Source organism: Trichocoleus desertorum ATA4-8-CV12, from assembly GCA_019358975.1.
Lineage (GTDB): Bacteria > Cyanobacteriota > Cyanobacteriia > FACHB-46 > FACHB-46 > Trichocoleus > Trichocoleus desertorum_A.
Genome location: JAHHIL010000022.1, coordinates 1 through 26,848 on the forward strand (window position 1 = coordinate 1; position 26,848 = coordinate 26,848).

General features: G+C 49.5%; 21 protein-coding genes. 6 read left to right on the forward strand and 15 right to left on the reverse strand.

Translation table 11 applies throughout. The annotated features are described in order from the left end of the window. Position 1: 1 nt before the first annotated feature. A complete protein-coding gene (locus tag KME12_15920) occupies positions 2 to 160 on the forward strand; it encodes a transposase (protein MBW4489276.1) in 159 nt (52 codons plus the stop codon). Between the two features lie 36 nt (positions 161 to 196). Here the strand turns inward: KME12_15920 and KME12_15925 are convergent, their stop codons facing one another. Both KME12_15925 and KME12_15930 read right to left on the reverse strand, forming a co-directional pair. Continuing rightward, positions 197 to 529, reverse strand: a complete 333-nt coding sequence (locus tag KME12_15925; protein ID MBW4489277.1) for a hypothetical protein — start codon at positions 527 to 529, stop codon at positions 197 to 199. 72 nt (positions 530 to 601) lie between these two features. After that, a complete protein-coding gene (locus KME12_15930; GenBank protein ID MBW4489278.1) occupies positions 602 to 4,138 on the reverse strand; it encodes a DNA polymerase III subunit alpha in 3,537 nt (1,178 codons plus the stop codon). A 484-nt stretch (positions 4,139 to 4,622) separates the two neighbouring features. Here KME12_15930 and KME12_15935 point away from each other — a divergent pair, with 484 nt between their 5' ends. Together KME12_15935 and KME12_15940 are read left to right on the forward strand one after the other, a co-directional pair. Beyond that, positions 4,623 to 5,876: a DUF3747 domain-containing protein gene (locus KME12_15935; protein MBW4489279.1), complete on the forward strand. Its 1,254-nt coding sequence runs from the start codon at positions 4,623 to 4,625 to the stop codon at positions 5,874 to 5,876. Between the two features lie 140 nt (positions 5,877 to 6,016). Continuing rightward, on the forward strand, positions 6,017 to 7,177 hold the full coding sequence (locus KME12_15940) for an isomerizing glutamine--fructose-6-phosphate transaminase (GenBank protein MBW4489280.1): 1,161 nt from the start codon (positions 6,017 to 6,019) through the stop codon (positions 7,175 to 7,177). 9 nt (positions 7,178 to 7,186) lie between these two features. Here the strand turns inward: KME12_15940 and KME12_15945 are convergent, their stop codons facing one another. From KME12_15945 to gatA, 4 genes are all read right to left on the reverse strand, one after another. Continuing rightward, positions 7,187 to 10,861 carry a hypothetical protein gene (locus KME12_15945; GenBank protein MBW4489281.1) on the reverse strand — a complete coding sequence of 1,225 codons (3,675 nt, stop codon included), beginning with the start codon at positions 10,859 to 10,861 and terminating at the stop codon, positions 7,187 to 7,189. A gap of 302 nt (positions 10,862 to 11,163) precedes the next feature. After that, on the reverse strand, positions 11,164 to 12,069 hold the full coding sequence (locus KME12_15950) for an alpha/beta hydrolase (protein ID MBW4489282.1): 906 nt from the start codon (positions 12,067 to 12,069) through the stop codon (positions 11,164 to 11,166). Positions 12,070 to 12,154: 85 nt separating this feature from the next. Beyond that, positions 12,155 to 12,424, reverse strand: coding sequence for a hypothetical protein (locus tag KME12_15955; GenBank protein ID MBW4489283.1), 270 nt, complete (start codon positions 12,422 to 12,424; stop codon positions 12,155 to 12,157). A gap of 227 nt (positions 12,425 to 12,651) precedes the next feature. Next, a complete protein-coding gene (gene gatA / locus KME12_15960; GenBank protein ID MBW4489284.1) occupies positions 12,652 to 14,112 on the reverse strand; it encodes an Asp-tRNA(Asn)/Glu-tRNA(Gln) amidotransferase subunit GatA in 1,461 nt (486 codons plus the stop codon). Between the two features lie 125 nt (positions 14,113 to 14,237). On the opposite strand from gatA, the gene KME12_15965 reads away from it, so the two are divergent. Next, on the forward strand, positions 14,238 to 15,098 hold the full coding sequence (locus KME12_15965; protein ID MBW4489285.1) for an alpha/beta hydrolase: 861 nt from the start codon (positions 14,238 to 14,240) through the stop codon (positions 15,096 to 15,098). A gap of 71 nt (positions 15,099 to 15,169) precedes the next feature. On the opposite strand, the gene KME12_15970 is transcribed toward KME12_15965, so the two are convergent. From KME12_15970 to KME12_15995, 6 genes are all read right to left on the reverse strand, one after another. Next, entirely contained in the window at positions 15,170 to 15,454 is a 285-nt protein-coding gene (locus tag KME12_15970) for a DUF1816 domain-containing protein (GenBank protein ID MBW4489286.1), read from the reverse strand. Between the two features lie 68 nt (positions 15,455 to 15,522). Then, positions 15,523 to 17,004: a 23S rRNA (guanosine(2251)-2'-O)-methyltransferase RlmB gene (rlmB, locus tag KME12_15975; protein MBW4489287.1), complete on the reverse strand. Its 1,482-nt coding sequence runs from the start codon at positions 17,002 to 17,004 to the stop codon at positions 15,523 to 15,525. A gap of 91 nt (positions 17,005 to 17,095) precedes the next feature. Further along, entirely contained in the window at positions 17,096 to 17,515 is a 420-nt protein-coding gene (locus KME12_15980) for a ribonuclease III (GenBank protein MBW4489288.1), read from the reverse strand. A gap of 231 nt (positions 17,516 to 17,746) precedes the next feature. Further along, the gene (locus KME12_15985; GenBank protein MBW4489289.1) at positions 17,747 to 18,097 is read right to left on the reverse strand and encodes an STAS domain-containing protein; all 351 of its coding nucleotides are present in this window, start codon (positions 18,095 to 18,097) and stop codon (positions 17,747 to 17,749) included. 150 nt (positions 18,098 to 18,247) lie between these two features. Continuing rightward, complete coding sequence (carA, locus tag KME12_15990) at positions 18,248 to 19,432, reverse strand: glutamine-hydrolyzing carbamoyl-phosphate synthase small subunit (GenBank protein MBW4489290.1); 1,185 nt, start codon at positions 19,430 to 19,432, stop codon at positions 18,248 to 18,250. A 130-nt stretch (positions 19,433 to 19,562) separates the two neighbouring features. Then, a complete protein-coding gene (locus tag KME12_15995) occupies positions 19,563 to 20,507 on the reverse strand; it encodes a diacylglycerol kinase family lipid kinase (GenBank protein ID MBW4489291.1) in 945 nt (314 codons plus the stop codon). 275 nt (positions 20,508 to 20,782) lie between these two features. On the opposite strand from KME12_15995, the gene KME12_16000 reads away from it, so the two are divergent. Then, entirely contained in the window at positions 20,783 to 21,715 is a 933-nt protein-coding gene (locus tag KME12_16000; protein MBW4489292.1) for a retroviral-like aspartic protease family protein, read from the forward strand. Positions 21,716 to 21,829: 114 nt separating this feature from the next. Here KME12_16000 and hisA read toward each other — a convergent pair whose 3' ends face one another. Together hisA and KME12_16010 are read right to left on the reverse strand one after the other, a co-directional pair. Next, positions 21,830 to 22,603 (reverse strand): 1-(5-phosphoribosyl)-5-[(5-phosphoribosylamino)methylideneamino]imidazole-4-carboxamide isomerase, encoded by a 774-nt coding sequence (hisA, locus tag KME12_16005; GenBank protein ID MBW4489293.1) that lies wholly within the window; start codon positions 22,601 to 22,603, stop codon positions 21,830 to 21,832. A 167-nt stretch (positions 22,604 to 22,770) separates the two neighbouring features. Continuing rightward, on the reverse strand, positions 22,771 to 24,468 hold the full coding sequence (locus KME12_16010) for a transglutaminase family protein (protein ID MBW4489294.1): 1,698 nt from the start codon (positions 24,466 to 24,468) through the stop codon (positions 22,771 to 22,773). A 205-nt stretch (positions 24,469 to 24,673) separates the two neighbouring features. On the opposite strand from KME12_16010, the gene KME12_16015 reads away from it, so the two are divergent. After that, the gene (locus KME12_16015) at positions 24,674 to 25,564 is read left to right on the forward strand and encodes a lipid kinase (protein MBW4489295.1); all 891 of its coding nucleotides are present in this window, start codon (positions 24,674 to 24,676) and stop codon (positions 25,562 to 25,564) included. Here the strand turns inward: KME12_16015 and KME12_16020 are convergent. Further along, the gene (locus tag KME12_16020) at positions 25,497 to 26,672 is read right to left on the reverse strand and encodes an EAL domain-containing protein (protein MBW4489296.1); all 1,176 of its coding nucleotides are present in this window, start codon (positions 26,670 to 26,672) and stop codon (positions 25,497 to 25,499) included. The genes KME12_16015 and KME12_16020 overlap by 68 nt on opposite strands. Positions 26,673 to 26,848: the final 176 nt, after the last annotated feature.

Consider the following 26,848-nt stretch of genomic DNA (forward strand, 5'->3'; position numbering starts at 1 on the left):
TTTGGAATCGCTGGAGCTATCGACCCGACAATGGCGTTGCCCTTCATGCCAGTCGGTGAATGACCGCGATGGCAACGCCGCAGTGAATATCAAACAGGTTGGGATTTCAACCTGGGGATTAGGAGATGTCAGTCAGGCTCAGCCTGCAATCTCTGCTTGAGTCCCGAATCCCCGTCTCTTCAGAGCGGGGAGTGGATCAAGAGCCTTTGGTTTTGAGGTCAGCCAGCATTAAGTTGATGCGCTCAGCCACATCTGCCTTACCTTCTGGATCGGCGTCATATAGAAATACATCCAGAATGAACCAGCGACAGAGGATGGGGTCAATCTGGACTAATTCCAGCATGACTCCGTTGATGACTTCGGTCGTCCAATCCCTAGGCAAGCGCTGGAGTTCATCTCGAATTGCCAAGGCATCTTCTAAGTTTTGACTTTTGTGGGCCGCGATCGCAGATTTAACCACAGCCTCAACCAATTTGTTGAGACCGATCGCTATATCGGAATTGGGGGAGTTGGGAGGCTGGTCTTCCAAGAGAATTTTTTAGATAGTAATACTTCTGAGCTTAGTATGACTCCCTTATTTTTGACCGACATCAACGCTAATTTAAGCATTAACTAAAGCTGAGGCTCTGGCTTGAAAGCCAGCTCTCGCTAAACCATCCACAGCAGCCTGATAATCTTGCACGCGGAACTGTGCCCCTAAGCGCACAAATTGGCGTCGGTTAGAAGCAGAAACGATCGCGACTACTAGAATTTTGGCTTTTTCCTCGTCGCCTCGGTTTTCTAGTAATACTGTTCTGAGGCGATGCTGCGCTTCAATGTCACTAGCTCGTTGGGGGTCAAGCTCTACCATCAGCATCCGTACTTCTTCTACAAGCTCCGCATCATCAATGATGAATTGGTTGCGGTCGTCGCGGCGATCTACTTTGCCCCAGATCATTAAGCGAGCATCAGGAATAATATAAGCTTCGATTCGCGCAAAAGATTTGGGAAACACCACGGCCTCTGCTTGCCCCGTCAAGTCCTCAATTTGCACAATGGCCATGCGATCGCCTTTCTTGGTGACTACGGGCTTGACATTGGTCAGCATGACGATGGCGCTAATAGTTACATCATCGCGCTGTTCACCCAAGTCACAAATATTGATCGGGGCCAGGATCTTGGCTGATTGTTGTAGCGACTTTAGCGGATGGTCGGAGATGTAGAAACCGAGCAATTCTTTCTCTAGCCGTAGCTTTTCCTGCTTCGGAAAATCTTCTACGGGAGGTGCTTTGGGAGCAGATTCAAAATTAGTTGTAGCTATTGTATCGTTGCTTTCAGCCGTGGCTCCTCCAAACAAATCGAACAAGTTCCCTTGACCGATCGCCCGATCTTTGGCGCGGGCTTGGGCCCAATCAATCACGAGCCCTAGGTCTTGAATCAGCTGGTTACGGTTGGAGTTGGGGTCAAAAGCGTCCATTGCCCCGCACTGAATTAAGGCTTCTAAGGCTCGTCGGTTTACAGAGCGAGAATCCACGCGATCGCATAGATCCGCCAGTGATTTAAATGGGCCTCCTTCGTCACGAGCCGCCAAAAGACACTCGATCGCACCCTGACCTACGTTACGCACCGCTGACAGACCAAATAAAATACTGGTTTTGAGCGGGGTGAAATCTACGAGCGATCGGTTGATATCCGGTGGCTCTACTTCAATCCCCATACTCAAGCAAGTACTAAGATATTTTTGAACTTTATCCTGATCGCCACTATTAGCGGTTAATAAAGCTGCCATGTATTCGACTGGATAATTAGCCTTTAAATAAGCGGTTTGATAAGTGACATATCCATAAGCTGTGGAATGGGATTTATTAAAACAGTACTCTGCGAAAAGTACCATTTGATTGAAGAGTTCTTCGGCAATTTTGGACTTTACGCCATTCTTCGTTGAGCCATTTACAAAGATTGCCTGATGCTTTTGCATCTCAGACATCTTCTTTTTACCCATCGCCCGACGTAGCAAATCGGCTTGCCCCAAAGAGTAGCCACCCATATCTTGAGCGATCTTCATGATCTGCTCTTGATAGACCATGATGCCGTAAGTTTCTTTGAGGATTGGCTCTAAAATTTCATGAGCATAATCAATTTGTTCTCGGCCATGCTTACGGTTAATAAACTTAGGAATTAAACCTGCATCTAAAGGGCCTGGACGGTAGAGCGCCAGAATTGATGAAATATCTTCTAAGTTAGAAGGTTTTAGATCACGTACTACCTGACGCATGCCAGAAGACTCTAACTGGAAAATACCTTCTAGTTCCCCTTTAGCTAATAAGGAAAAAGCTTTGGAGTCATCCATCGGAAGTTGGTCTGGATCGACTTTTTGGCCGTGGGTTTGCTCAATTAAGTCAACCGTTTTCTGGATCATCGTCAGGTTTCTAAGACCCAGGAAGTCCATTTTTAGGAGGCCAATATTCTCAATATCTTCCATGAAATATTGAGTAATTACAGAGCCATCATTGTTGCGTTGTAATGGCACAATTTCATCGAGAGGTTGAGCCGAGATCACTACTCCGGCGGCATGCACGCCAAAGGTTTTGTTCGTGCCCTCAATTCGGATTGCCATGTCAATCCAGCGGCGATAGGTGACGGAAGTGTTGGGAATTGTTTGGTTGCCATCGTATTTTTCTTTGAATTCTGGGGCGGGGGTGCCATCCGAAATCATGACCTTAAGTTTGGCAGGCTTACCCCTTGCCACCGGAATGAGTTTCGCCATGCGATCGGATTCACCGTAGGGGATATCTAACACCCTAGCTACATCCTTGAGCACCGCTTTTGAGGTCATGCGGTTAAAAGTAATAATTTGGGCCACCCGGTCTTCACCATATTTGCGGGTGACATATTCCAGCATTTGATCACGCTTTTCAATGCAGAAATCGGTATCAATATCAGGCATTGACTTCCGTTCTGGATTCAAAAATCGCTCAAATAGTAAGCCGTGATGTACCGGATCAATATTGGTAATTTTTAGGGCGTAAGCGACTAAAGAACCTGCTGCGGAACCACGCCCTGGCCCTACTGGAATCCCACTATCCCTGGCGTACTTAATGTAGTCCCAAACCACTAGGAAGTAATTAGGGAATCCCATTTGCTGGAGCATTTCTAGCTCATACTCTAACCGTTCGCGATAGGTAGAAGGTATCTCTTGCTGAGACTCACAGCCTAATCGCTGCAATAAACCTTCCCAGGTTACGTGCTCTAAATAAGTATCAGGAGTGTGGCCTTCAGGAACTGGGTAATTTGGTAGGGGATCTTTTCCTAAAATGTCGTAAGGTTCTACTTTCTCAGCCACTTCTAGAGTGGTCGCGATCGCCTCTTCAATCACTTCATCCGGTAAATGATCTTGAAAGAGTTGCCGCATTTCATCGGCTGATTTTAGATACTCAGTCCCGCTATAGCGCAGCCGTTTATCTTCAGCAATGAGCTTGCCAGTTTGAATACATAGCAGTGCATCATGGGCTTCGACATCAAAGCAAGAAATAAAATGAGAATCGTTGGTAGCAACAATTCTGATGTCTAACTCACGAGCAATTTTAATAATTTCAACATTGACGATGCGATCTTCAGTAGAACCATGATCTTGAATTTCGAGATAGTAATCCTCGCCAAACAGATCTTTATACCACTGGGCTACTCGACGTGCGACTTCGGGTTTGCCTTGCATAATGGCTTGCGGCACTTCTCCCCCTAAGCAAGCACTCGTAACAATCAATCCCTCGTGATATTGCTCTAGTAAGTCTTTGCTAATGCAAGGGCGCGAAAAAATACCCTTCCCTTGTACGCCTTTGAGGTGAGAGATCGTAGTAAGTTTTACGAGATTTTTATAGCCCTGAGTGTTTTTGGCCAGCACGACTTGGTGATAGCGAGGACGGCGCTCTTGCTTCTCAATGTCACCGTTGATCACGTACATTTCGTTGCCAATGATCGGCTTGATATCTTTGCCACGACACACTTTAATCAGTTCGATCGCCCCATACATGACTCCATGATCCGTCAATGCGATCGCGGGCATACCGAGTTCCAAGGCGCGATCGATGAGGGCGGGCAACTGACTGGCTCCGTCGAGCAAGCTGTAGTCACTATGAATATGTAGGCCAACGAAAGACATGGGCGTCTCAACCACAGAGGGATGGAGATTAGATTACCGCATATCTAGTGTTCGTACCACTAAATTAGCCCTATAAATCTCAATATCTAGTAGGGATTGAGTTACAAGGGATCATTCAAGTTAGCGATGCTGTTTAACTCAGTTTTTTAATAGTGCAGTAGTACTATTTTACTTGCGTCATCCCAGGGATGTGAGTTAACTTTGGGCGATCGCTTGGTCTGTATAGCAATCCTTTTTGATTTTTGAACGGGTGGGGGGGTGAATCCCTGCGTGGGGACGCACCCCCCCACACCCCTTGGTCATAAACCGTTTGTGATCGCTGTATATCTATATTGATTTGGGGCACTCTAAGTGAAAACTTAGGCTTAAAATAACCGGACGGCAACCCCCTTAGGCAGTTAAAAAATTAATATACAGCCAGCAACTTTATTGAGCCTGGTGCAATCACTACTAGTACCTCACACACAAGCTTCTCACACAAACTATGTTGAATTCCCTGCGGCTTCAATTGGCTGTTTCAGCTACGCTAGCGTTGAGTGCGCTCAGTTCTGTCGATCCGGCGATCGCGGCTGCCACGTTTAGTCAACAAGAGGTAGACCAAGGCAAATTTATTGCTGTAGCGGCTCCCTATGGTCAACAAGCTCACCAGCTCCTCATTTTGGAACAGGTCTCCAATAAGCGTGCCTGTTGGCAAGAAGGTAGCACAGCCGCAAACAGCCCTACTCCCGTAGAACCACTGCTCCTTGGCTTTGACTTCTCAGGGATTTGTGGGCGCAGCACCGACAGTAACGGCTACTCTCTGCGGATGGCAGGGCAAGACTTAGGGTTGAAGTATAGTGTGCGAGTGGTCAAACGCAACAATGAGTTGGTTCTGATCGGGCAACCCAACCGGGGCCAAAACTTACCGATGTTAGAGATTGGTAGAACCCGTGGCTTAGACTCAGGCTTTGCTAAGATTTTTCTCGATCCAGGTTGGCGGTTGAGCAAGCGGGTTTACAACGATCGCCCGCTTGGTCATGTTTACCTCACCAATGATTTGGCTCCAGAGACACTACTACCCAACAACATTGCCACGGGTTCAACTTCGCCTACTACGATTCCTGCGGTTGGCTCTACCAAACCTGTGACCTTCCCCCCAACTGGCTCGACTCGCCCTGCCACTGCACCTGCTCCCCTGCCGACCGTTCGCCCCACTCAGCCTATTGGAACCGTTCGCCCCACTCAGCCTATTGGAACCGTTCGCCCCACTCAACCCGCTGGCGTGATTCCTAAAACCCCAACAACTGCAATCATCATCCCCGTGCCAGTCCCTCCTCAATCTACGGTTCAGCCCGCAGGTCAGCCCATAGGTCAGCCTATCAGTCGGCCCATAGGGCAGCCAACTCGTCAACCTGGTCGGGTGACACCTCAAGTATCCACTTCTCCCGCATCCGTTCCAATTTTGGTTCCACTACCAGAAATTCAAACGAGACCTAGCACCTCTAGCGTCAAACTGCCGACTGTCACACCTACGCCCAGCATTCCCCCTGTGACTAACTCTAGCCGTCCTCTCCCGAATGGTGGCATTAAGGTCACACCTGTACCCAGTCTGCCGCCTCTTAACAGCTCTAACAACGCTCCTAGTAAAGGTGGTTTTGTCGTCGTGCCAACGGTTGGCGAGCCAACCAATAGCCGTACCCAGGCACCTGTGGCTCCCACGGTTCAAATCAACTTACCTACCGTTACGGTTTATCAATAAGCTGAATTCTCTGTCCATCTCATCTGCTAAGGGGCAGAAAAGTTTTCAGAGAGGAATTCGGTCTTCTGCCCCATGTTTTTCAGGCTGGTTTGGGTTGCGATTGATATGGTATTGCTATTCCGCTTCACCCGCTATCCTCCATGCTTGACGATCGCCCAGAATTTCGGCATTTTATGCTGCAAGAGATCTACGAGCAACCTGATGTCGTTCAGGCTTGCCTAACGCAGTATCTCGATTTGGACTGGCCCCAAAATCACACTTCAGGTTACGCTTCCACATCTCCGATGCAGTTGGGATTGTCAGCCTCCCTTTATGACAATTTAGCGGAGATCCACCTCCTTGCTTGCGGCACCAGTCTCCATGCCAGTTTGGTTGGGCAATATTGGTTGGAACAGTTGGCAGGTATTCCTAGTAGAGTTCGTTATGCTTCGGAGTTTCGAGAGACTCCGTTTCCCCTCACTGCCAAGACCCTGACGATCGCGGTGACGCAATCGGGTGAAACGGCAGATACGCTTAAAGCCCTGGAATTTGAGCAACAACGACGGTTTCAGCGATCGCAGCTTGCTCCAGCCTACCGTCCTCACTTGCTAGGTTTGACGAATCAACCCGCCAGCACCTTACACCAACGGGTGGACTATATCCTACAGGCACCTTCCGGGCGGGAAGTGGGAGTGGCCGCAACCAAGAGTTTTGTGGCTCAGTTAATGGTGTTTTATGCCTTGGCGCTAGATTTGGCCGCTCGACGGCAAACCCTATCCAGCGATCGCATTCACCAACTCCTGAGAGAGCTAGAACGATTGCCTGGAAAGATTGCCCAGATTCTAGAATCCGCCGATGCGATCGCCCAATTGGCCAAAGATTTAGTGGATACTCAAAATTTTATCTTTTTGGGCCGAGGCATTAACTACCCGATTGCCCTGGAAGGAGCCTTAAAGCTAAAAGAAACCAGCTACATCCATGCCGAAGGTTATGCGGCAGGAGAATTTCTACATGGGCCGATCGCGATTTTGGATGAAAACGTAGCTGTAGTGGCGATCGCCATGCCAGGGCAAGTGTATGACCAAACCTTGGCAAATCTACAAAAGGTGAAATCTCGTGGATCTAAGTTAATTGGCATAACCACTCCTGAAAACCCCGCCGCCGCTTTGTTTGACTGCTTGCTGCCGATGCCCGACGTAGATGAGTTAATGTCGCCAATCTTGACGGTAATTCCCTTGCAACTCTTGGCCTATTACATCACGGTGTATCGTGGCCTAGATGTCGATCGCCCTCGCGGTTTAACGAAGTCTTTGACCACATAAGGCGGGTTCCTACTGGCTCAATGGCTGCGTCACTGCACCCAATGCCATGAGTGTAGTTTTTTGAGCCTCCGTTAAACCCATCACCTCTGTAATATTCATTCCTTCGTAAGGTCGAGGTGGTTGCAGCGTATGAGCACATATCCCTGTTTCGAGTTGCCAACATTTTATAGTTTCATCTTGGCTACCGCTCCATAGCACTTGGCGCTTGGCATCAAACACCAATGACCATACCCAGTTTTGGTGACCTGACAAAGTGTTTAGGCACTCATCGCTGCTTAAACTCCAGATCTTAATGGTTCTGTCAGCGCTGCCCGTAATCAGAGAGTTGCTACCCGGATGAAAGAGAATTGCCAGAACCGGACTGGTATGACCTGACAAAGTTTTCTCACATTCTCCGGTAGCAACATTCCATAGCTTGATGGTAAAGTCATCTCCCCCCGTTGCTAGCAGTTGTCCATCCGAGCTAAAAGCCACAGACCAAACTCGGTTGGCATGGGCTTGGAGGCTTCTGAGGCATTGACCTGTGGCAACATCCCACAGTTGAATCATTTGCTCGTAGCCACCACTTGCCAGCCAGCGAGCATCGGGGCTAAAAGCGACAGACAGCACCGAGCTGGAATGACCTACCAATGTCTTGAGACATTCTCCACTGCTGAGATCCCACAGCTTTACCAAGTGGTCGTAGCTACCACTAGCGACTAATTTCCCATCTGGGCTTAAGGCAGTTGCCCAGACCCAACTGGTATGACCTTGCAGGGTTTTCAGGCATTCTCCAGTTTGCACATTCCATAGTTTGAGCGTGCGGTCTAAGCTGCCTGTAACCAGGGTTTTTCCATCCGGTGTGAAGGCGACCCCAAAGATCCGATTGGTATGTCCCCGAAAGATTTTTGTGGGTGGGTTGGCTAAACTGCTGGCAGAAACAGCCAAGGCTGGAGGTTCTCCAAATTCTGCGGCGTTGAGATTCCACAGCCTCAGGGTTTGGTCTTCATGGCCGCTAGCTAGCCATTGCTGATCTGGACTCAGAGCGATCGCATAGATCGAATTACTGTGACCCTGAATGGTTTTGGCACATTGACCTGTAGAGATATCCCAAATTCTCGCAGTATGGTCATCTCCCCCACTCGCGAGTAGATGTCCCTCTGGGTGAAAAGCGACAGACCAAACCCGATTGGTATGTTTTTGTAAGGTGGTCAGGCATTCTCCTGTGGGTACGCTCCACAGCTTGACGGTTTGGTCATAGCTACCACTAGCAACCATTTCGCCGTTGGGGCTAAACGCTACAGCCGCTACAGTGCCGATATGTCCCTGGAGAGTTCTTAGACATTCTCCCGTACTGGCATTCCACAGCTTCACGGTATTGTCAAAACTGCCGCTGACTACAGTTTGCCCATCTGGGCTGAGTGCTACAGCTTTGACCCAATGACTATGGGCTGGAAAGCTTTGGAAACATTCTCCTGTCGCGATCGCCCACAGCTTGATAGTTTGATCTTCGCCTGCACTAGCTAGCGTTTGGCCGCTGGCATCCACACTCACCGCCCACACACAGGCCGCATGTCCTTCTAAAACTCGCAGACAATCTCCGCTCTGAATATCCCAAATCCGAATGGTTTGATCGGCGCTACTACTAATCAGGATTTGAGCTGCTCCCCCCTCTGCATATTCTGAATTGGCAGCAAAGGCGATCGCTGTGACAATGCTGTGATGTCCGTGCAAGGTTTTGAGGCATTGCCCTGTCTCTACATCCCACAGCCGCACTGTATGATCTTGCCCACAACTGGCTAAAACTCGGCTGTCCTGGTTAAAAGCAACGGCCCAAACCCAACTGTTATGACCCTTGCAAGCGGTAAGTTGTTTACCATCTACCGCTCTCCAGATGTGAATGTCGCCATTGGTATCGCTAGTCGCTAGGAGTTGACCCTGTGAGTCCAAGTTCACAGAAGTAATGCCGCCAAAGGTCGCAGCGAAAGCACAATCGATGAACTCTGCTTGGGCAAAATTCACCTGATGTAAATTGACATCTTGCAGATAGGCTTGGCGGATCTTTAATTTGGAAAAATCATAACCCGCCAAGTTTGTTTCTAACTGGCGAAACAAGTTGAGGAGGTTACCCCCGCCGTATCCGACAAAACCAGGTGACTGATGTTGTAGGTTAGTCAAAAGCTGATTGAGTTTTTGTTCGAGCTGTTGTGGCGATCCTAAGGCGGTTAGCGATCGCTCCATCACAGCCTTTAAGATCACCCGCATCTGGCTTTCGCGGATGTACTCTTTGGCTTGGGCTTTCATCAACACGTGGCTTAGCAGCAACCGAGGAGAGACTGTAACGATCTCCTCACAGACTTGCTCAATCAGTTTTTCGGTGACATACTCCATCACCACTGGCTGTTGCGTAAACCCCACTGGGCCATTCTCGCCAACATTGGGTCTGGCTGTGTCAATTAGACAGCGCCATTTCAACGACTCCAACGTCTCCAGTAATCTGAGCTTCGAGATTTCCGGCACCATATCAGCTGAAATTTCAGCGGGTGAGACAGGTTCCCGGTTGATAGCCAGCCAGTACATTACCTGGATTTCTATGTCTGACAAACGCTGAAATTGTTGGCTCAGTAAGGTAGCAATGCCATTGAAGGCTCCTGTACCCTGGTCGAGAAACGTCGCAATGTCACCAGCAAATAAATCTTGGATGGAAGTGGCAGCAATCTTGAGCGCCAAGGGATTGCCCCGATAATGTTCAATCAAATGATTTTGCTCGGTGTTTGAACCTGCTAATCCTTTCGCTAGCAGAATTTCTTGACCTGCGATCGCTTCCAAGCCAGACACTGCTAGCGTTCGGACTAGCAACAAATCTCCTTCTAGCGCTCCTATTTCTTGGGGTTTCTCGCGGCTCGTAATCACCAAACAACTTTGGTGGGAGATCTCGCCGACCCGCTTCAACAATTCGCCATAGCTTTCATAACCGCTGCGGTAAGCTCCTGTCCGCTTGCCTCCTTGGAGAACCGCCTCGAAGTTATCCAGAATGAGCAGACAACGCGAAGCACGCAACAGCTCTAGCAGGCGAGAGAGTTGACCACCCAGGCTCTCTGGTAGCTTGGTGTCTTGCTGAGCAGACAAAAACTTAATTAAGGTCGTGAGTAACTCTGTCAGTGGAGGGGCATCCCGCAGCGATCGCCAAATTAGATAATCAAATTCGCCCTGTAACTGCTCCCCCAGCTTCACAGACAAAGCCGTTTTACCCATTCCTCCCATCCCTAAAAGGGTGATGAGACGGCAACGGTCTTGCTGGACCCACTGTTTCAAAGTGCCGAGTTCACCGGAGCGGCCATAAAAAATCGACACATCGATCGCTTCTCCCCAATCTTGAGCCGGCAGGGAGGGGCTAGGAACATGAACCGAGGTGCTGGTATCTTTTGGGTCGTTGGCTGCAAGTTCTTGACGATTGACCTGCGATCGCTTCACCACTGCTTGGACGTTGAATTTTGTGACTCTCTCGCCTAAAGCATCCGAGAGGAGCTGCCACAACTTAGCGCCTGTGTCTTTGATGTAGCCTTGGTCATAACCAGATTCTTTAGCAATCTCTGCATACGACCATCCTTGCCAAGCTCGCTTAAAGACAGTCTCCTGCACCTTATTTAAGTAGCCTTGCTCTAAAATCTGCCCAACAATCGCTAATGCTTCCTCAGCCGTCATTAACCTGCAACTCAAACTGTATTTGCGTAGATAAACGGTTATGGCACGCTAACTCGCGTCCTCAGCTTTGACGTACCCCTCAATAACCTTATCCGCAAATTTACGGCTTATCCGACTTTATCCGAACCTTTTTTGGCTTTTAACTGGGAGAAATCAAGGCTAATGCTGCTCAGCATGATACCTTGACCGCTACAGATTGACGGGATGTGGTTCTCCGCAAATACTGGAACAACCCTCAGTCAGACCCAAATAAGGCGATCGCTTCTCTTATATTTTTCCCAGTTTGATACTAGAAAAGGAGACTACTGAGAAACCGTAACCTGTTCCTGCCTGGTTCGTACCTGCTCAGTAAATTGTTGAATCGCTTGCAGATAGCGGCCCTCACCAATGGCGGCGACATCATTGTGTCCTGCGTCCTCTACCCATAAAAGTTGTTTGGGTTCTGGGGCTGCTTGGAATAAAGTGCGGCTCATTTCTGCGGGGACTGTCAAGTCCAAAGTGCCGTGGATAAACAACACGGGCATTTGCAGCGATCGCACTTTCTCTAAAGAATTAAACTTCTGCAGCAGTAACAAATCAGTTGGAAATAGACCAAATCCACCTCGGACATCTACCATCCGTCTCATTGAGGTAAAAGTGCTCTCCACGATCAGCCCAGCCACTTCAGGCTGCTTCACCGCTAAGTCGATCGCGATCGCCCCCCCTAAGGAATGCCCATAGAGAAAAATCTGTTTAGGTGGAATTTGTCGTTCTTGAGTTAAGTAGTTCCACGCAGCCTGCGTATCCTCATAAACCTGCGCTTCGCTGGGAAAACTGCCTTGACTACGGCCATACCCTCGGTAGTCAAAGACAAAAACAGATAGCCCTAATTGATGAAAGCGTTGAGATTGAGAAACCGTAGCTCCTACATTCGCACCATTGCCATGCAAGTAAAAAATTACGCCCTGCTCTAGACCTGCCGCTGGCATCCACCAGCCATGCAACTGCTCGACTTTGCCCTTAGGAGTCGCGATCGGTATCCAGACATCCTGATACGTGAGTTTTACAGAGGCAGGTGTGATGTCACTGACGGGAGCAGGAAAGAAGATAAAACGACTTTGCCGAAATAGCAGGAAGATGCAGGCCGCTAAGTAGGCGATCGCCAACCCTCCTCCCAAGACCAATAGTAGCTTCAACAATAGTTTGAACAGCAGGACGAGAGTAGGCATAGTTTTTCAGGTCGGAAGCAATCCTAGCGCTAGCCGTAACCCTGGCTGAAGTTACCAGCTAGCACGATTCACTGCGCCACTCTAGCTAAATGGAGCGCCGCTTGAACACAAAATAAGATCCTGCGGCGGCGGTTCCCAACAATAGGGTACTGCCTAAAGCCAGAGGTAGCGTTGTGTCAGGGCTGGATACAGTCTGGGTAACTGTTTCCTGAGCAGAAGATACAGTTTGAGTGACTGTTTCCTGGGCAGAGTGGACAGGGTCGTGATGAGCTTGGGCAGTAGGAGCCAGCAAATGACTCGCACCCACCAAAGCGAACGTGAGGGAGGAGAGCTGCCAAAATGAGCGTAGGTTCATTACATCCTTCCTAAGAGTCTAGAGGTTCTGTCATCCCTGCAGGAAGACTGAAGGCATAATAACTAGACTCTCGCGGTTCTCTAATAAATCTTTAGAGAGAAAACAGAGTTCAGGAAGCTTGGAACTTAACCCCCTGCCCCTTCCCTACTAGGGAGGGGGAGCTAGATCTAAAGTCCCCTGCCTCATAGGAGAGAGGGGTTTGGGGAGTCAGTTTAACTGCGATCGCATTAACCAAGCTGGGGCGTTTGCTCATGCCAAGGCGTGGATTGCTCATAAGCGTAGGCAACCTGGAACAAGATATCTTCCCGGAGCACATTACTAATCATTTGCAAGCCAATCGGCATACCGTTCTCATCAAAGCCGCAGGGAACGCTTAAGCCTGGTAAGCCAGCTAAGTTCACCGGAATGGTCATCAAGTCCGACAGATACATGCTTAAGGGATCAGCCGTTTTCTCGCCCGCCTTGAATGCCGTTGAAGGGGCAGTGGGACAGACCAACAGATCCACTTGTTCAAAGGCTCGCTCAAAGTCTTGCTTAATCAAAGTTCGAACTTTTTGCGCCTTCAGGTAATAAGCGTCGTAGTATCCGGCAGACAAAGCGTAGGTGCCAATCATAATTCGGCGTTTCACCTCAGCCCCAAATCCTTGAGCGCGGGTTTGGGTATACATTGCCAGAATGTTGTCGGGATCTTCCGAGCGGAATCCATACTTCACGCCATCGTAGCGAGCCAAGTTAGCGGACGCTTCGGAGGGCGCAATGACGTAGTAAGTGGGCAAACCGTAGCGGAAACTAGGACAAGAAATTACTTGAATTTCCGCACCCAAATCTTGAAGCTGTTGAATCGCTTTGGTGACTGCTGCTTCTACGACCGGATCAAGCCCTTCACCAAAGGTTTCTTGAATCACCCCAATTTTGCGCCGACCTCTGGGTTTGAGATCAGGCTTGAGGAATTTTGAGTAGTCTGGGATTTCTACGTTAAGGCTGGTTGAGTCTTTGGCATCGTAGCCCGCGATCGCCTGCAACAAAACTGCCGCATCTTCTACCGTTCGACCAAATGGCCCAATTTGATCGAGAGAAGAGGCATAGGCCACCAAACCATAGCGCGAAACTAAGCCATAAGTTGGCTTCAGGCCCACTACACCGCAGAAGGACGCGGGTTGCCGAATTGATCCTCCTGTATCTGATCCCAAAGCGACTACGCACTCTTTAGCCGCCACTGCTGCCGCCGAGCCACCAGACGAGCCACCAGGTACCCGTTCTAGATCCCAAGGATTTGCGGTGACTTGATAAGCAGAATTCTCGGTGGAGCTACCCATCGCAAACTCATCAAGATTGGTTTTACCCACCATTACGGCTCCAGCGGCAGCTAGCTTCTGGGTCACCGTTGACTCGTAGGGGGGCACAAAGTTTTCTAAAATGCGAGAACCGCAGGTTGTGGGAATGCCTTGGGTACAAAGATTGTCCTTAATTCCTACAGGGATACCTGCTAACAGGCCGATTTCCTCCCCTGCCGCAATTTTGGCATCGACTTGCCTTGCTTGCTCTAGCGCCCGGTCTGCCGTGACGCACAGAAAGCTATGCAATTTCGGCTCCAGGGCTTGAATGCGCTCTAGAGCGTCTTGAGTAATTTCCACAGCCGAGCGCTCTTTGCTGACAAGCTGTTGATGCAACTCGCGGATGGATGCCATGCAGCGACCTCTTCCTGACTCAAAGTCCAAAACTTTAGTATACGTTTCTGCAAATACACCTTATCTGTTTAACCGAATAAAGTTCTGGTCAGTCACTATGAAAGTTGAGAAGTTAAGGGTTTAAGATGCAATCCCAAAATTCAAGTTGCGATCGCGCTACTCAAGCTGTACGTCTACATGTTCAGAGACAGGGGGAAGGGTTTCCGATTCTTTGTCTGCATGGACATCCGGGATCGGGCAGTAGTTTATCGGTCTTTACCAATCATTTATCGCAGCGTTTCCAGACGATCGCGCCTGATTTACGCGGTTATGGCAACAGCCCTGCCCAGCAAGCCTTTGAGATGGAAGATCATCTGCTGGATCTAGAAGCAGTGCTCGATCGCTATCAAATTTCGCGTTGCTTAGTTTTAGGCTGGTCGCTGGGCGGAATTTTGGCGATGGAACTGGCCCTAAAATTTCCCGAACGAGTCAGTGGCTTAGTCTTGGTCGCAACTGCGGCTCGGCCACGTGGCAACCACCCACCGATTACTTGGCAGGATAACTTTTATACAGGGCTGGCCTCAATCGTCAATCGCCTTTCCCCTGGTTGGCAGTGGAATATTGAGGCGTTTGGCAAGCGATCGCTCTACCGCTACCTAATTCAGCAGCACACCGCGATCGCTTACCAATATCTAGCGGATGAAGCTCTCGTGGCTTACCTAAAAACTTCACGAGAAGCTACCCAAGCTCTGACAACCGCTTTGAGAAAAGACTATAACCGCTTGGCAGATCTCTCGCAAATTACTTGCCCCAGCTTAGTGCTAGCGGGTGCCGAAGACCGCCACATTACAGCCCAATCGAGTTGGGAAACGGCTCAGCACCTCCAGCACAGCCAATGGCATTGCTACCCGAATACGGCTCACCTCTTTCCGTGGGAAATCCCCGATCAAGTCCTGAAAGATATTGATCGGTGGTTGGCTCTCCATCCAGAAGTGGTGACAACTTAGGTTTTCTTCTTAGCTAACCTCAAGGGTAGCCACAGGTTTAAAGACAATCTTGAGCGTGACGACTCACACTACTAAAATTGACCGCTAAGAATCCGAGACTTTCCCAGAGGGAGTTTTACCTCCAAGTCATCCGAGATTGTCAGGTCGGCAGGGGGCTTGCAGCGCTTTACCGTAACTCGAATTCCTTGAGCACCTTCTTGCTCCAAATCTTCAACGTAACCAGATTTGGCAGCTTGAGCCTCTTGAGAGCTGAGGAATGGCCCAAAATAGTAAGTACACCGAGGTCTGTCGGTTACTATCTCAACCCAAAAAGCGAGCCCAAGAGTCTCGAGAAGACTGATCAAAACTTCTTTCATGATTCTTTTTCTTTGCCGATTACCAACGTTTTACGGAGTGCTACGCGGGCTTCTACCATCGTTATTATTCACACTTTGTTATACTCTGTGGCATTTCTTTTTTCAATTCCTTCTTTACTAGGCAAATTCGCGAAATCGAAGGAATTTCCATGCCGCTGTCGGTAAATTTCATAGAGCACCATGCCTGCGGCCACAGAAGCATTGAGGCTGGGAGTCTTTCCAGCTAGGGGAATTGAGACTAAAACATCACAACACCGCTGCACCGCCAAACTTAAACCTTCCCCTTCTGAACCGATGACCAACACGATCGGGCCAGAAAACTTCACGGCTGGGATAGGTTGGCTAGCTTCAGCAGCAGTGCCATAAATCCAGAATTCCGCAGTTTTAAGTTCTTCTAGAGCACGGGCAAGATTCACTACCCTAGAAACTGGAAATGTTTCTAAAGCGCCTGCTGCTACTTTCTTCACCGTTGATGTGATTCCCGAAGCTCGGCGTTGCGGGATCACTAAGCCTTGGGCTCCTAAGGCTTCTGCCGTCCGAATAATGGCTCCCAAATTGTGCGGGTCTGTAATGCCATCGGCTACAACCAACAATGGTTGAGTCGTTGCAGCTTTGGCTCGGTCGATCAAATCTCCTAATTCTACATACTCATAAGGTGCTACCTGGGCAACTACACCTTGATGATTTGCCCCCGGAACTAGGTAGCTGAGGCGTTGTGGCTCTACTTCATCAATAACGGTGCCATTGGCTTTGGCTTGCAGTAGGACTGTATGAAAACGGGGGTCGTAGCGCAATCGGGGAGTAATCCAAATCCGATTGAGTGGGCGTTGGTTTTCAAGTGCTGCCAACACTGGGTGCCGACCATAGATCAAGTCGTTCTCTTCCGACTCAGTATCAGGTCTGGTCGAGGTCTCGCTAGTGCCCCGCTCGCGCCCTTCAAAGCTGCGATCGCGTCCTCCAAAGTTGCGCTCACGCCCTTCAAAGCTGCGATCGCGGCTCTCAAAGTTGCGCTCACGTCCTTCGCTGCGATCGCGGCTCTCAAAGCTACGTCCACCACGGCTCTCATTGCGATCGCGGCTCTCATTCCGATCGGGCCTTTCCTTCCGCTCACCGCTTGCAAAATTCCGATCGCGACCCTCTGTGCCTCGATTGCGATCTCCAAAGTTGCGATCGGGTCTTTCCTTCCGCTCACCACTTGCAAAATTACGATCGGGTCTCTCACTCCGTTGGGGTCTTTCACCGCGATCGCGGCTTTCAAAGTTGCGGTTAGGCTGATCTGAACGTTGCCGAGGCGGTTTAAAGTCTCCACCTACGGAGGGTCTTGCTCTGGGTTCTGATTTATCCGGGCCTCTGCGATCGGAGTCTTTCCCGACAGGGCGATCGCTAGCTGGTTTTGCACGCAAACGGGGACTCTGGCTGCGGGAGGCATCCTTAGGGGTCGGTCGGCGGCTCCTCTCTCCTGGCTTGTCTCTTGAGGGGCCTTGAGACTGGGAACCTTTGCCCTCCTCGGCTCTACCTCGGTCTTTAGAGTAATTCTTCTTAGCAGCCATATTATTCTCTCAATAATTTGAAAATTTATATTCCGGAGCTTTACTTTAAAGTTCCCCTAGGTCTGGGCTCATTATCTTGACCGCTGGGGAGCTACTCCTCTAGCGTTGGGTCTAGTTTCAATTGAGCCAGCAAGTAAGCCAAGCGTTGAGGATTAGTGAGATACAAATAGCCCATTAACGCTTCTAAACTGGTTGCTTGCTGATAAATTCCTGGATCAACTCGCTTAGGTCGTCCAGAAGCAGCGTTACGTCCTCGCCGCAGGATTTCTAACTCTTCGCTGGTCAGCAAAGCCTCTAGCGATCGCAGATGTTGAGCCTGGCTTTCTGCTCTGACCTGTGCCACGACTCGATGATGATAGCTTTGTAAGCGCTGCGGAGGGACAAGATACAGAGCGCGAATATACAGTTCGTAAACTGCATCTCCTAAATAGGCCAACGCCCCAGGAGAAATGCTTTTCATTTGTGCGGCTGACAGTGCAATAACGGGCAGAAGGTTAACTGGGCTAGCCATGTCTTGAGCTGCCTGAGCATCCAAAATTTCTAAGCAATCTTTTTCTGCTTTCACAGACAGCTTCTACCTTGTCAGTTAGATTCTACGGAAGCGTTATCTCCCATCATAAGTCTCATCAGTGAGTCTGTTGATCCGCTGTAGCACTGTCAATTTTTCAGAATGACAAGTTCTCAGAATGACAAGCTATCCAGTTAAGTCTGGATAGCTTGGTGGCATAACTTTCTGCATGAGTCAAGCTGACTTGACGTTCTCTAAGGCGACATCAACTGAAGGTTGCAGAGCCAAAAACTGTTCTAGACGAACTAGCTTCACAGTTTGGGTCACCCTAGGATTGGTGACAATCTGCAAGGTACCTTCGGTGGATTGTGCCTTTTTGGCTATCTGCACCAAAGCGCCCAGTCCAGAACTATCGACAAAATCAATCTGGGAAAGATCCAAAATGATATGCTTTGGGCCTTCCTCAACGCACTTCGTGAGCACCTTACGAAAGGTAGGCTCAGAAAAGGCATCTAATAAGCCCGTCAAACGGAAAAGTTGGCAATTATCTCTGACTTCGCGTGTGCCTCTAAGGCTAACAGTCAGGGTGAGTGGCTCAGGAATAAATCCCTCCTACACAAAAAATGTCCACAATTTGAGGCTCCAGTATACACTTTAGCCAGTTTTAAGGACAACTCATGCCAGTATAATTCTTAGCCCCATGCTTGTAACCTCAATTTTGTGACTTTAAGCTCTCTAAGGAGTTGCTACGGCTGTAGAGCGATCGCCATTAGCCTTAGCAGCTTGCATGGACTGAACAAACTGCTCAAACAGGTAGTCTGCGTCATGAGGGCCAGGGCTGGCTTCGGGATGGTACTGCACTGAGAACAGCGGTAAGGATTTGTGACGTAGACCTGCAACTGTGCGATCGTTGAGGTTTAGGTGAGTAATTTCCACATCAGCATCTGGCAGGGAGGCGGGATCGATCGCAAAGCCATGATTTTGACTGGTGATCTCGATTCGCTGCTTTAACCCCGCAGGCTGATTCAACCCGCGATGGCCAAACTTGAGCTTGAAAGTTTCTGCCCCTAACGACAACCCCAAGATTTGGTGACCCATGCAAATGCCAAAAATAGGTTTTTGACTCGTTAAGAGTGCCTTGGTTGTGGCAATTCCTTCGGTCACTGCCGCTGGATCGCCCGGTCCATTCGAGAGGAAAATCCCGTCTGGATTGTATTTCATGATTTCGTCTGGAGGAGTATCCGCCGGAACCACAACCACACGGCAACCATAACTCGCTAGACGACGCAAAATGTTGCGCTTAATGCCGAAGTCGAGTGCAACTACGGTCAATAGAGTCGAGCTACTCTCGTCATTCTGAGCGCCGGGGCTAAACTCCCACACTGAAGCCGTGGGGTCAGACCATTCGTAAATAGCGGAGGTAGTGACTTCGCGCACCAAGTTGAGTCCAGCCATGCTAGGTGCGTTTTGTACTTGCTCCAATAGCTCAGTGGGGTCCAGAATCTCGGTTGAGATGGCTCCATTCATGGCCCCAACGGAACGGAGCTTGCGAGTCAGAGCGCGGGTATCAATGCCATAAATGCCTGGAATGTTGTGCTCCTTAAGGTAGTCCGGCAGGGATTGGGTCGATCGCCAATTGCTAGGACGTGGGCAAATATTGCGAGCGATCGCCCCTCGTACCTGAGGCCGTGCAGATTCATCATCTTCAGGGTTTACGCCAGTATTTCCCAACTCAGGATAAGTGAAGGTAACAATTTGACCGCAATAGCTGGGATCGGTCAAAACCTCTTGATAACCTGTCATTCCCGTGTTGAATACAACTTCGCCAATGGTGGTTCCAGGCGCACCAAAAGACCATCCCCGGTAAACTGAACCATCCGCAAGAACTAAAAGAGCAGGTTGAGGGGCAGAAAGAGCCATAGAAGTCTAGATAGGAGAACCTTGAAAACTGATACTTGAGAAGTGATACTTGCAGGACGCTATTATCTCATGCTCAATTGTAAGTGTCGTATCGAAAACTGCCGAATACGGTTGGCGTAGTCGTTGCCAATTATTCAACGCTTGGTTCCGCAGGGACGATCACTTTCAATGCTTGTTTCACCACTTGGAACGTCACGGGCAATTCCCCAATCTGATGCCCATCAATATGAACAGGTAGCTTGGCGATTGAAGTGAAACGCACCTTTGCCACTTGGTAAGTTTCAATCTTGGGGCTGTAGTAGTACTGCCCCCGACTAATAGACCAAAAATGGCGCACGAGTTCCCATTTACTGAATTTTCGGTAAACGCTGACGGTCAGCAGACCATCATCCATGACTGCATCAGGGGCAACCGTAAATCCAGTTCCATAATAGGGGCCGTTGGCAATTACAACCAGTAAGGCTTGGAGCTGAAATTCACTGCGAGTTGCGATCTGACGGCGCAAAAATCGTTTAGGGAGGGCGGTGCGAACCATTGCTTTTGCCAAGGGACGATCTAACTCAATTCTTAGCCGTTGAGGTTGATAACCAATTGCTAAGCGAGCAGCTTGCAGCATGCGTCCCCATTGCCCACCCTTGACCTCTTCCCCCAAAGGAAACAACGCGGCATCTAGTCCTACCCCAGCTGCCTCAAAAAAATAGTGCTCATTGTCGTTATTGGCTTGCCCAACATCAATTGTTTTAATTTGCCCTTGGGCGATGACTTGACAAGCTTGGGCCATATCTGTGGGTATGCTGAGACTCCGGGCAATGTTGTTGTAGGTGCCGATGGGGACTATGCCCAGGGGAATCGGAGCGTGAATTAACCCTTTGGCAACTTCGCTGACTGTGCCATCCCCACCCCCTACAATCACCATGTCATAGGCTTCTTCCACCGCTCGTTGGGCTAGCAGCGCTGGAGATTCATCTGGTTTGGTGAAGGCAAGGTCAGCCCGAATATCCTCTGCTTCTAAGGCCGCTAGGAGATCGGGCAACTTCATGGGATTAGGCTCATCAGTACCGGAAACCGGATTCATGATTAAACTTGCACGCTTCACTGGCTTAGTCCCACTTCGATGTTGTGATCCATACAAAATATGTGGTTAATACAAATTAATTTCTGCAACATTTGAGTTCAATGTAGCTGATTCAGGTTTGATACCGATCGCTTGCCTGGGCACGTCGTTTTTTGAGCGAGCGATCGCTTAGTACGGAATCAGAGTTAGAGGCACTGAGTTTAAAGTGGAAGAGTGAAAACTGAAAATATCTAGCTTGTAGACTTTAAACCATCCACGGCAGTTGTTCGCTTCCTATGCCAAAGCCTTTTTCGTCGAGAGCAATTTTGCTGATTGCATCGGCTGTCTTAACGCTGGTTAGTGCAGCTTGTAGCGGTTCATCGATCAAATCCTCCACTCAGAGCCAGTCAGATTCTACCCCTGCCTCAACTTCTGGAGCGATCGCCTCCTTACCCACGGACCCCTCCCCAGTAGTCATTGCAGAGCCTACCCCTCCGCCCACTCCACAAACAGACCCCTTTGAGTTTGCTCTCGATCGCGCTGCTAGTGCCGCTAGCATTGGAGCTTCCGCGCAATCTCAAGATGACTGGAAGTTGGTCGTGAGCCAGTGGCAAGACGCGATCGCCCTGCTCAAGCAGGTGCCAAACTCCAGCCCTTACCAACTGCTGGTCAAAGAAAAAATCAGCGAATATCAGCAGCAACTTGCCTACGCTAAACAACAAGCTAGCAAACCAGACGGTAGTAACCAGCCACAGCCTGAGCGCATCATTGCCCTAGCCCCTCCCCCGATTCCGCAACCTGTAGAAGCGGCTCGCTCTAATGTCGCGACTCGGCCTGCCCCACCTGCTCCTAGGCAAGAACGGGTCTTTGAAGCTCCGATCAAACGCCGAGAAGGCGGAACTCCCGTCATTGATGTCACCTTTAACGGCAATCAGACGTTCGAGATGATTGTGGATACAGGCGCAAGCGGCACCTTGATTACTCAGCAAATGGCGATCGCAATGGGTGTCAAACCTGTGACTAAAGCTTTGGTAGACACAGCCAGCCAGAAAGGGGTAGAAATTCCTGTGGGCTTTGTGGATTCCATTGAGGTGGACGGGGCGGTGGCTAGAAATGTATCAGTCGCGATCGCAGGGCCTGATCTAGGCACGGGGCTACTCGGGCACGATTTCTTTGGCAACTTTGATGTCACTATTCGACGGGATGTGGTTGAATTTCGAGTTCGATAGGCCAAGCCTTTTGAAGCTCGCTACCTGAATAGTCCCAAGGCTTGCGATCGCTTTGCTACCGAACTGCACCAGGGACAAACCGTTTTCTTTCAGAAATCCCGTTAGGCGGAACCCTTAGGCAAAAGCTGAGGTGCCAAAATCAGGAGGGACATCCTGCCAGCGTCCTTGACCCACGGCTCGCAGGGCTTCTTTCAAATCCACATCTCCGGTATAAATGGCTCGACCGACGATCGCCCCTGTAACTCCGGAGGGTTCTAGCGCCAGTAAGCTCAATAGATCGCTTACCGAACTGACGCCACCTGATGCAATCACAGGAATGGCGATCGCACTGGCTAATTCCCGTAGCGCGTCCATATTTGGCCCTTGCAGGGTACCGTCACGGTGAATATCGGTGTAGATAATTGCCGCCGCGCCCAGTTGGGCCATACGCTGTGCCAACTCTGTGGCTAAGACTTCCGAAGTTTCGAGCCAACCACGAGTTGCTACCTTCCCGTTGCGGGCATCAATCCCAACCACGATTTGACCCGGAAATTCTTGGCAGAGCTGCGCCACTAAATCTGGTTGCTCCACTGCCACAGTGCCTAAAATGGCGCGTTGCACACCTGTTGCTAGGAGATTGGCTACACTCTGGCGATCGCGCAAACCACCCCCCACTTGAATGGGCACATCTACCGCTTGCACAATGGCCTCGATCACTGCCAAATTTACCGGATGCCCAGCCTTGGCTCCATCTAAGTCAACCAAGTGCAATCGAGGTGCGCCTTGCTCGACCCACTGCCGCGCCACTGCAACTGGATTCTCATCAAATACTTGTGATTGAGCGTAGTCGCCCTGGTACAGCCGAACACAGCGACCTTCTAGTAGATCAATGGCTGGAATCACATCCATGACTTCACTATTCCTTACCCGTAAACACCAAACTTGCTGCAACTCAGGGTCGCGATCGCGCTACCTCGTGCTTTCCTATTGAAGCAGGTTCAGTTCTCAATCAACTACCACGCCGTTACGGATTCTAGGACTTGCCTAGTTCAGGCCATCTAGCTCTTCCTTACCCCTTAGGGAACTGGGGCGAGTTCGCCCAATATTTTGAATTTGATGTGATTGATTGATAGATCGCCTAATGAAACATCACAAGATTCACTAATGGGGGCTCCTTGAACTTTGACGTTTTCAAAGGAAACGCCTTTGGCCATTTCAGCGTGATACCAAGCCAAGCCCATAAAGAAACGAGTTGGATAGGGGCCGCGATCGACCACATCATCTGGATTAGATTCCATTGGTAACCAGCCAAACCCTGGAATATAGAACTCAATCCAAACGTGATTAAAATCGGGTTCTAAAGGGACGAATTGGCGTTCTGCGTAAGGTGGACACTTGTAGCGACCGACGGTGCGGCAGGCAATGCCATTGAGACGGGCTAACGCTAAAATTAGGCCGACATACTCACCACAGGAGCCGATGCCGCGTTCTAAGACGACATCTGGGGTATCAATATGCGGCTTGATGCCATAGGAGAGGCGATCGTAAACATAGTTCCGAATCTTCAAAACCTGTCGCAACAAATTAGTTTCTGTACCAACTGCGGCTTGGGCAGCCCAACGAATCGTAGCCGTATCCATTGCCAACTCATCATCATCCACCAAGTAGCGGGCTTGAAACTCCGGCGACAACGGTGGGGCATTTTCTACTTCGCGGGGGGCGAGCTGATACTTGATACTCCAGACTTCTAAAAGCGCTTTCCAACCCAATAAGCGTCGCTCTCCAGGCTTCAACGCTGCAAACTTAAACAGTGCCACCCGTTGTCCTTCGTGCAGTTCTTCAGTAAACGGCACCCCAATCGGCTCAATCTGCCTGACCTTTTGCCGATTAGTTTCTGCTGGCAGCGCAATCCGCCACTCCACATTTTCTAAATCCACTTCTTCTAGAGGTTGCAGTTCCTCTACATAAGACATTTCAACCAGATAGCCATTGGAGAGGGAGTAGCGGTCGTCTTCGTAATAGTGGAAGTACAGCGGATGGATAAACGTGCGATCGCGAATGGCGAGTTCATGAGATGGATCAGCATTGGGGTTATCGCGAATGTAGGGTTCTTCCCCGGCATAAGCAACATAGAGAATATTTTGGCCAGTAGCAGGATGGCGGTGAAAAGCTAGACCTGTGGGCTGGTCAAAGGGTGTTAGGACACTGAAGCGAATTTCCCCAGTGCCTCGATCGAGACAGTAAACAGTTTGCTCAATGCGATCGCTGACCCAGAGTTCCTCGCCCCGCACAGTTAAGTGTTCGCTGCCGACACCCGGCGTAGAAAACCGGGTAATTTGGCGACCTGTCGCTGCTTCAAAAATCACAATGTAGCCCAGCTTCTGGCAACTGACATAAACCGTTGATTGCCAGACCGCTACTCCATCAATCTGATAAGGCAAGGTGACAAAGTGCTGCGGTGTCAAATCTTTCAGGGTGCAATAGTAAACGCTACCGCCTCGCGTAAACCAGAGCTTGTCTCCCTGAACCGCTAAACCCGTGGCATCTAGAAAACTTGTGGTTTGATGTGCATTCAAGATTTGGGTGTCACCACTAGTCACCGTGACTTGGAGTAAGTATCCCCGGACTGTATCTACTGCAAGCAGGGTATCCTCCCAGAAACTCAACCCCTCGAGGGCATAGGTACCGAAGGGGCGAATGGTCGTTAACCACGGATCGAGTTGCCCGATCGAAACAGGGGATAGCTGAGTAGATGGAGGTGGTTCAAGCGGCATAGGTACAGGTTTTTCAGCAATGGCTCCCTCATCATAAACAAAACCTTTTAGACGTAACCGTATCCCAGCACTACTCTCTAGGCAGAATTTGCAATCTCGTACTCCAGGCACTTGTGCTACTGGGGTACCCCATAGACGATCAACTCAGGATCATGAGGCAAATCATTCCTGAGTTTGTTCATCCTCTAGTTATTTTTGGCCATCTATGAATCAGCGCGCTCTATTACTAGTCAATCGTCAGGCTCGTCGGGGTCAGGAGACCCTTACCCAGGCAATTGAAGCCTTGCAGGACTGGGGTCTAGATTTACTGGAGGAATCAACCGCTGATCCTCAGCATTTATCTGATTTGATTCGGAGCTACCGCGATCGCGTGGATCTAGTCATTGTGGGTGGGGGAGATGGCACTCTGAATGCCGTGACTGAAGGATTGGTTGAGACTCAACTGCCCCTGGGAATTTTGCCTTTAGGTACCGCCAATGACTTAGCTCGGACGCTCTGCATCCCGACTGATCTGACTCAAGCTTGCAAAATCATTGCTCAAGGTCGAGTGCAACGGATCGATCTAGGCTGGGTGAACGGCAAGTACTTTTTTAACGTTGCCAGCCTGGGCCTCAGCGTGCAAATTACTCAGCAAATGACTAAAGAAGTGAAGCGCCGTTGGGGCGTATTTGCTTATTTGACGACTGCCATTCGGGTAGTGGGCCAGTCTCGACCCTTTTGGGCCGAAATTCGTTGTCAGGGAGAATCGATTCCGGTGAGAACGGTACAAGTTGCCGTAGGGAATGGTCGTCATTACGGCGGTGGCATGACTGTGGTTGAAGATGCCGCGATCGATGATAATCGGCTCGATTTGTACAGCTTAGAGATTCAGCATTGGTGGCAGATTATTCCCCTATTGCCAGCCATGCGGAGTGGGCAGCACATCAATTCACCCAGGGTTCGAGCGTTAGCTGGGAAGGAATTTGAAGTGCATACTCGCAGACCGCGTCCGATTAATACCGATGGTGAAATTACCACATACACGCCAGCTACTTTTCGGGTCGTTCCCAAGGCGCTATCAGTTTTGGTTCCCAACTCGCCGCCCCAACCAAGTTAAACCAGGAACTAGAGTCTGCCACCTGAGATACAGAGCGATCGCTAGGTAGGGTTTCTGCGAGATCGAGGGCTGACCAATTGAGGGGCTGCTGCTGCAAGGTGAGTTCTGGCATCCCCAAGCCATAGCCCTGCCCAAAGTCCACTCCTAGCCCACGGCAGAACTCGATATCGGCAGTATCCTCCAAGCCTTCTGCCAAGACAGAAATGCCTAGCTCATGGGCGGAATGCAGCAAACTTTTAATTAAAACTTGCTGGAGTGGCTGCCGACTACAACCGTGCACCAGTTGGCGATCGAGTTTAATTAGATCTGGATAGAACCCGGTAAAGTAGTGATCAAACGCTACATTGCCGCAGAGATCGTCTACTGCAATTCCAAATCCTTGTTCCCGAATCCAAGGAATTAGTTCGCTGAGTTCTGGGCAATTGAGTAAAGCTTCCACTTCGGTTAGCTCAAAAACAATTTGCTGAGGCCGTAAGCCTAAATCAAAAACTTGTTGAAAGTTCTGGGCTAAGGCTTGTGGGTTTTGCATGATTGCATTTGGCAAAACATTAATAAAGAAAACCTGTTCAGTTCCCAGATTTGCGATCGCTTCCAAACAAGTTTTGCGTGCTAGTTCATCAAACTCGTGAATACAGCGACTAGAAAGCGCAGCATCTACCAACTGCTTGCCACTAAAAGCATCTCCATTTTTGCCAGTCGCTCTTGCTAAACATTCGTGAGCAATCACCTGCCCAGAAGCCAAGTTAAAAACAGGTTGATATTTGAAGAATAAGGTTTGATTAATGAGAACTTCAAAAAACCAACTGTATTTAATCGATGCCGTCAAAGCACTAAGGGGCTGAGCATGGAGAAATTCAACGAGTAAGCCTTCCGAGTTCAAAGGCGATCGCGTAAAGAAACAACGAGAAAGTAGTTGACTCTCTTCAGATACAGTTTGGCCAATCTGCAAGCAAACCTCAATCAACTGCTGATCGGTAACTGCTAAATAAAGCAGTTGAGGAATATTAGGAAGCTTCTGAAACCCTAAATCGTGCAGGCACTGCTTCACCTCTGGGTTATGAGGTTGAATGATCAGCTTAAAGGAATCGGAGAGAGCCGAGGAATCAATAGGGAACACAAACAAGGAACCTTTTTCTATCGCTGCTTAAATTCTAATTAAGGACGTTTCATTAATGATGAAGTAGCTGAATATCATCTTGCAAAATGCGGAGGCTGCTCGTGAAGTCAAGGACTGATAATTTATTGAATCCCCTGTATCTTTTTACACTTATTTGCACTCATGTT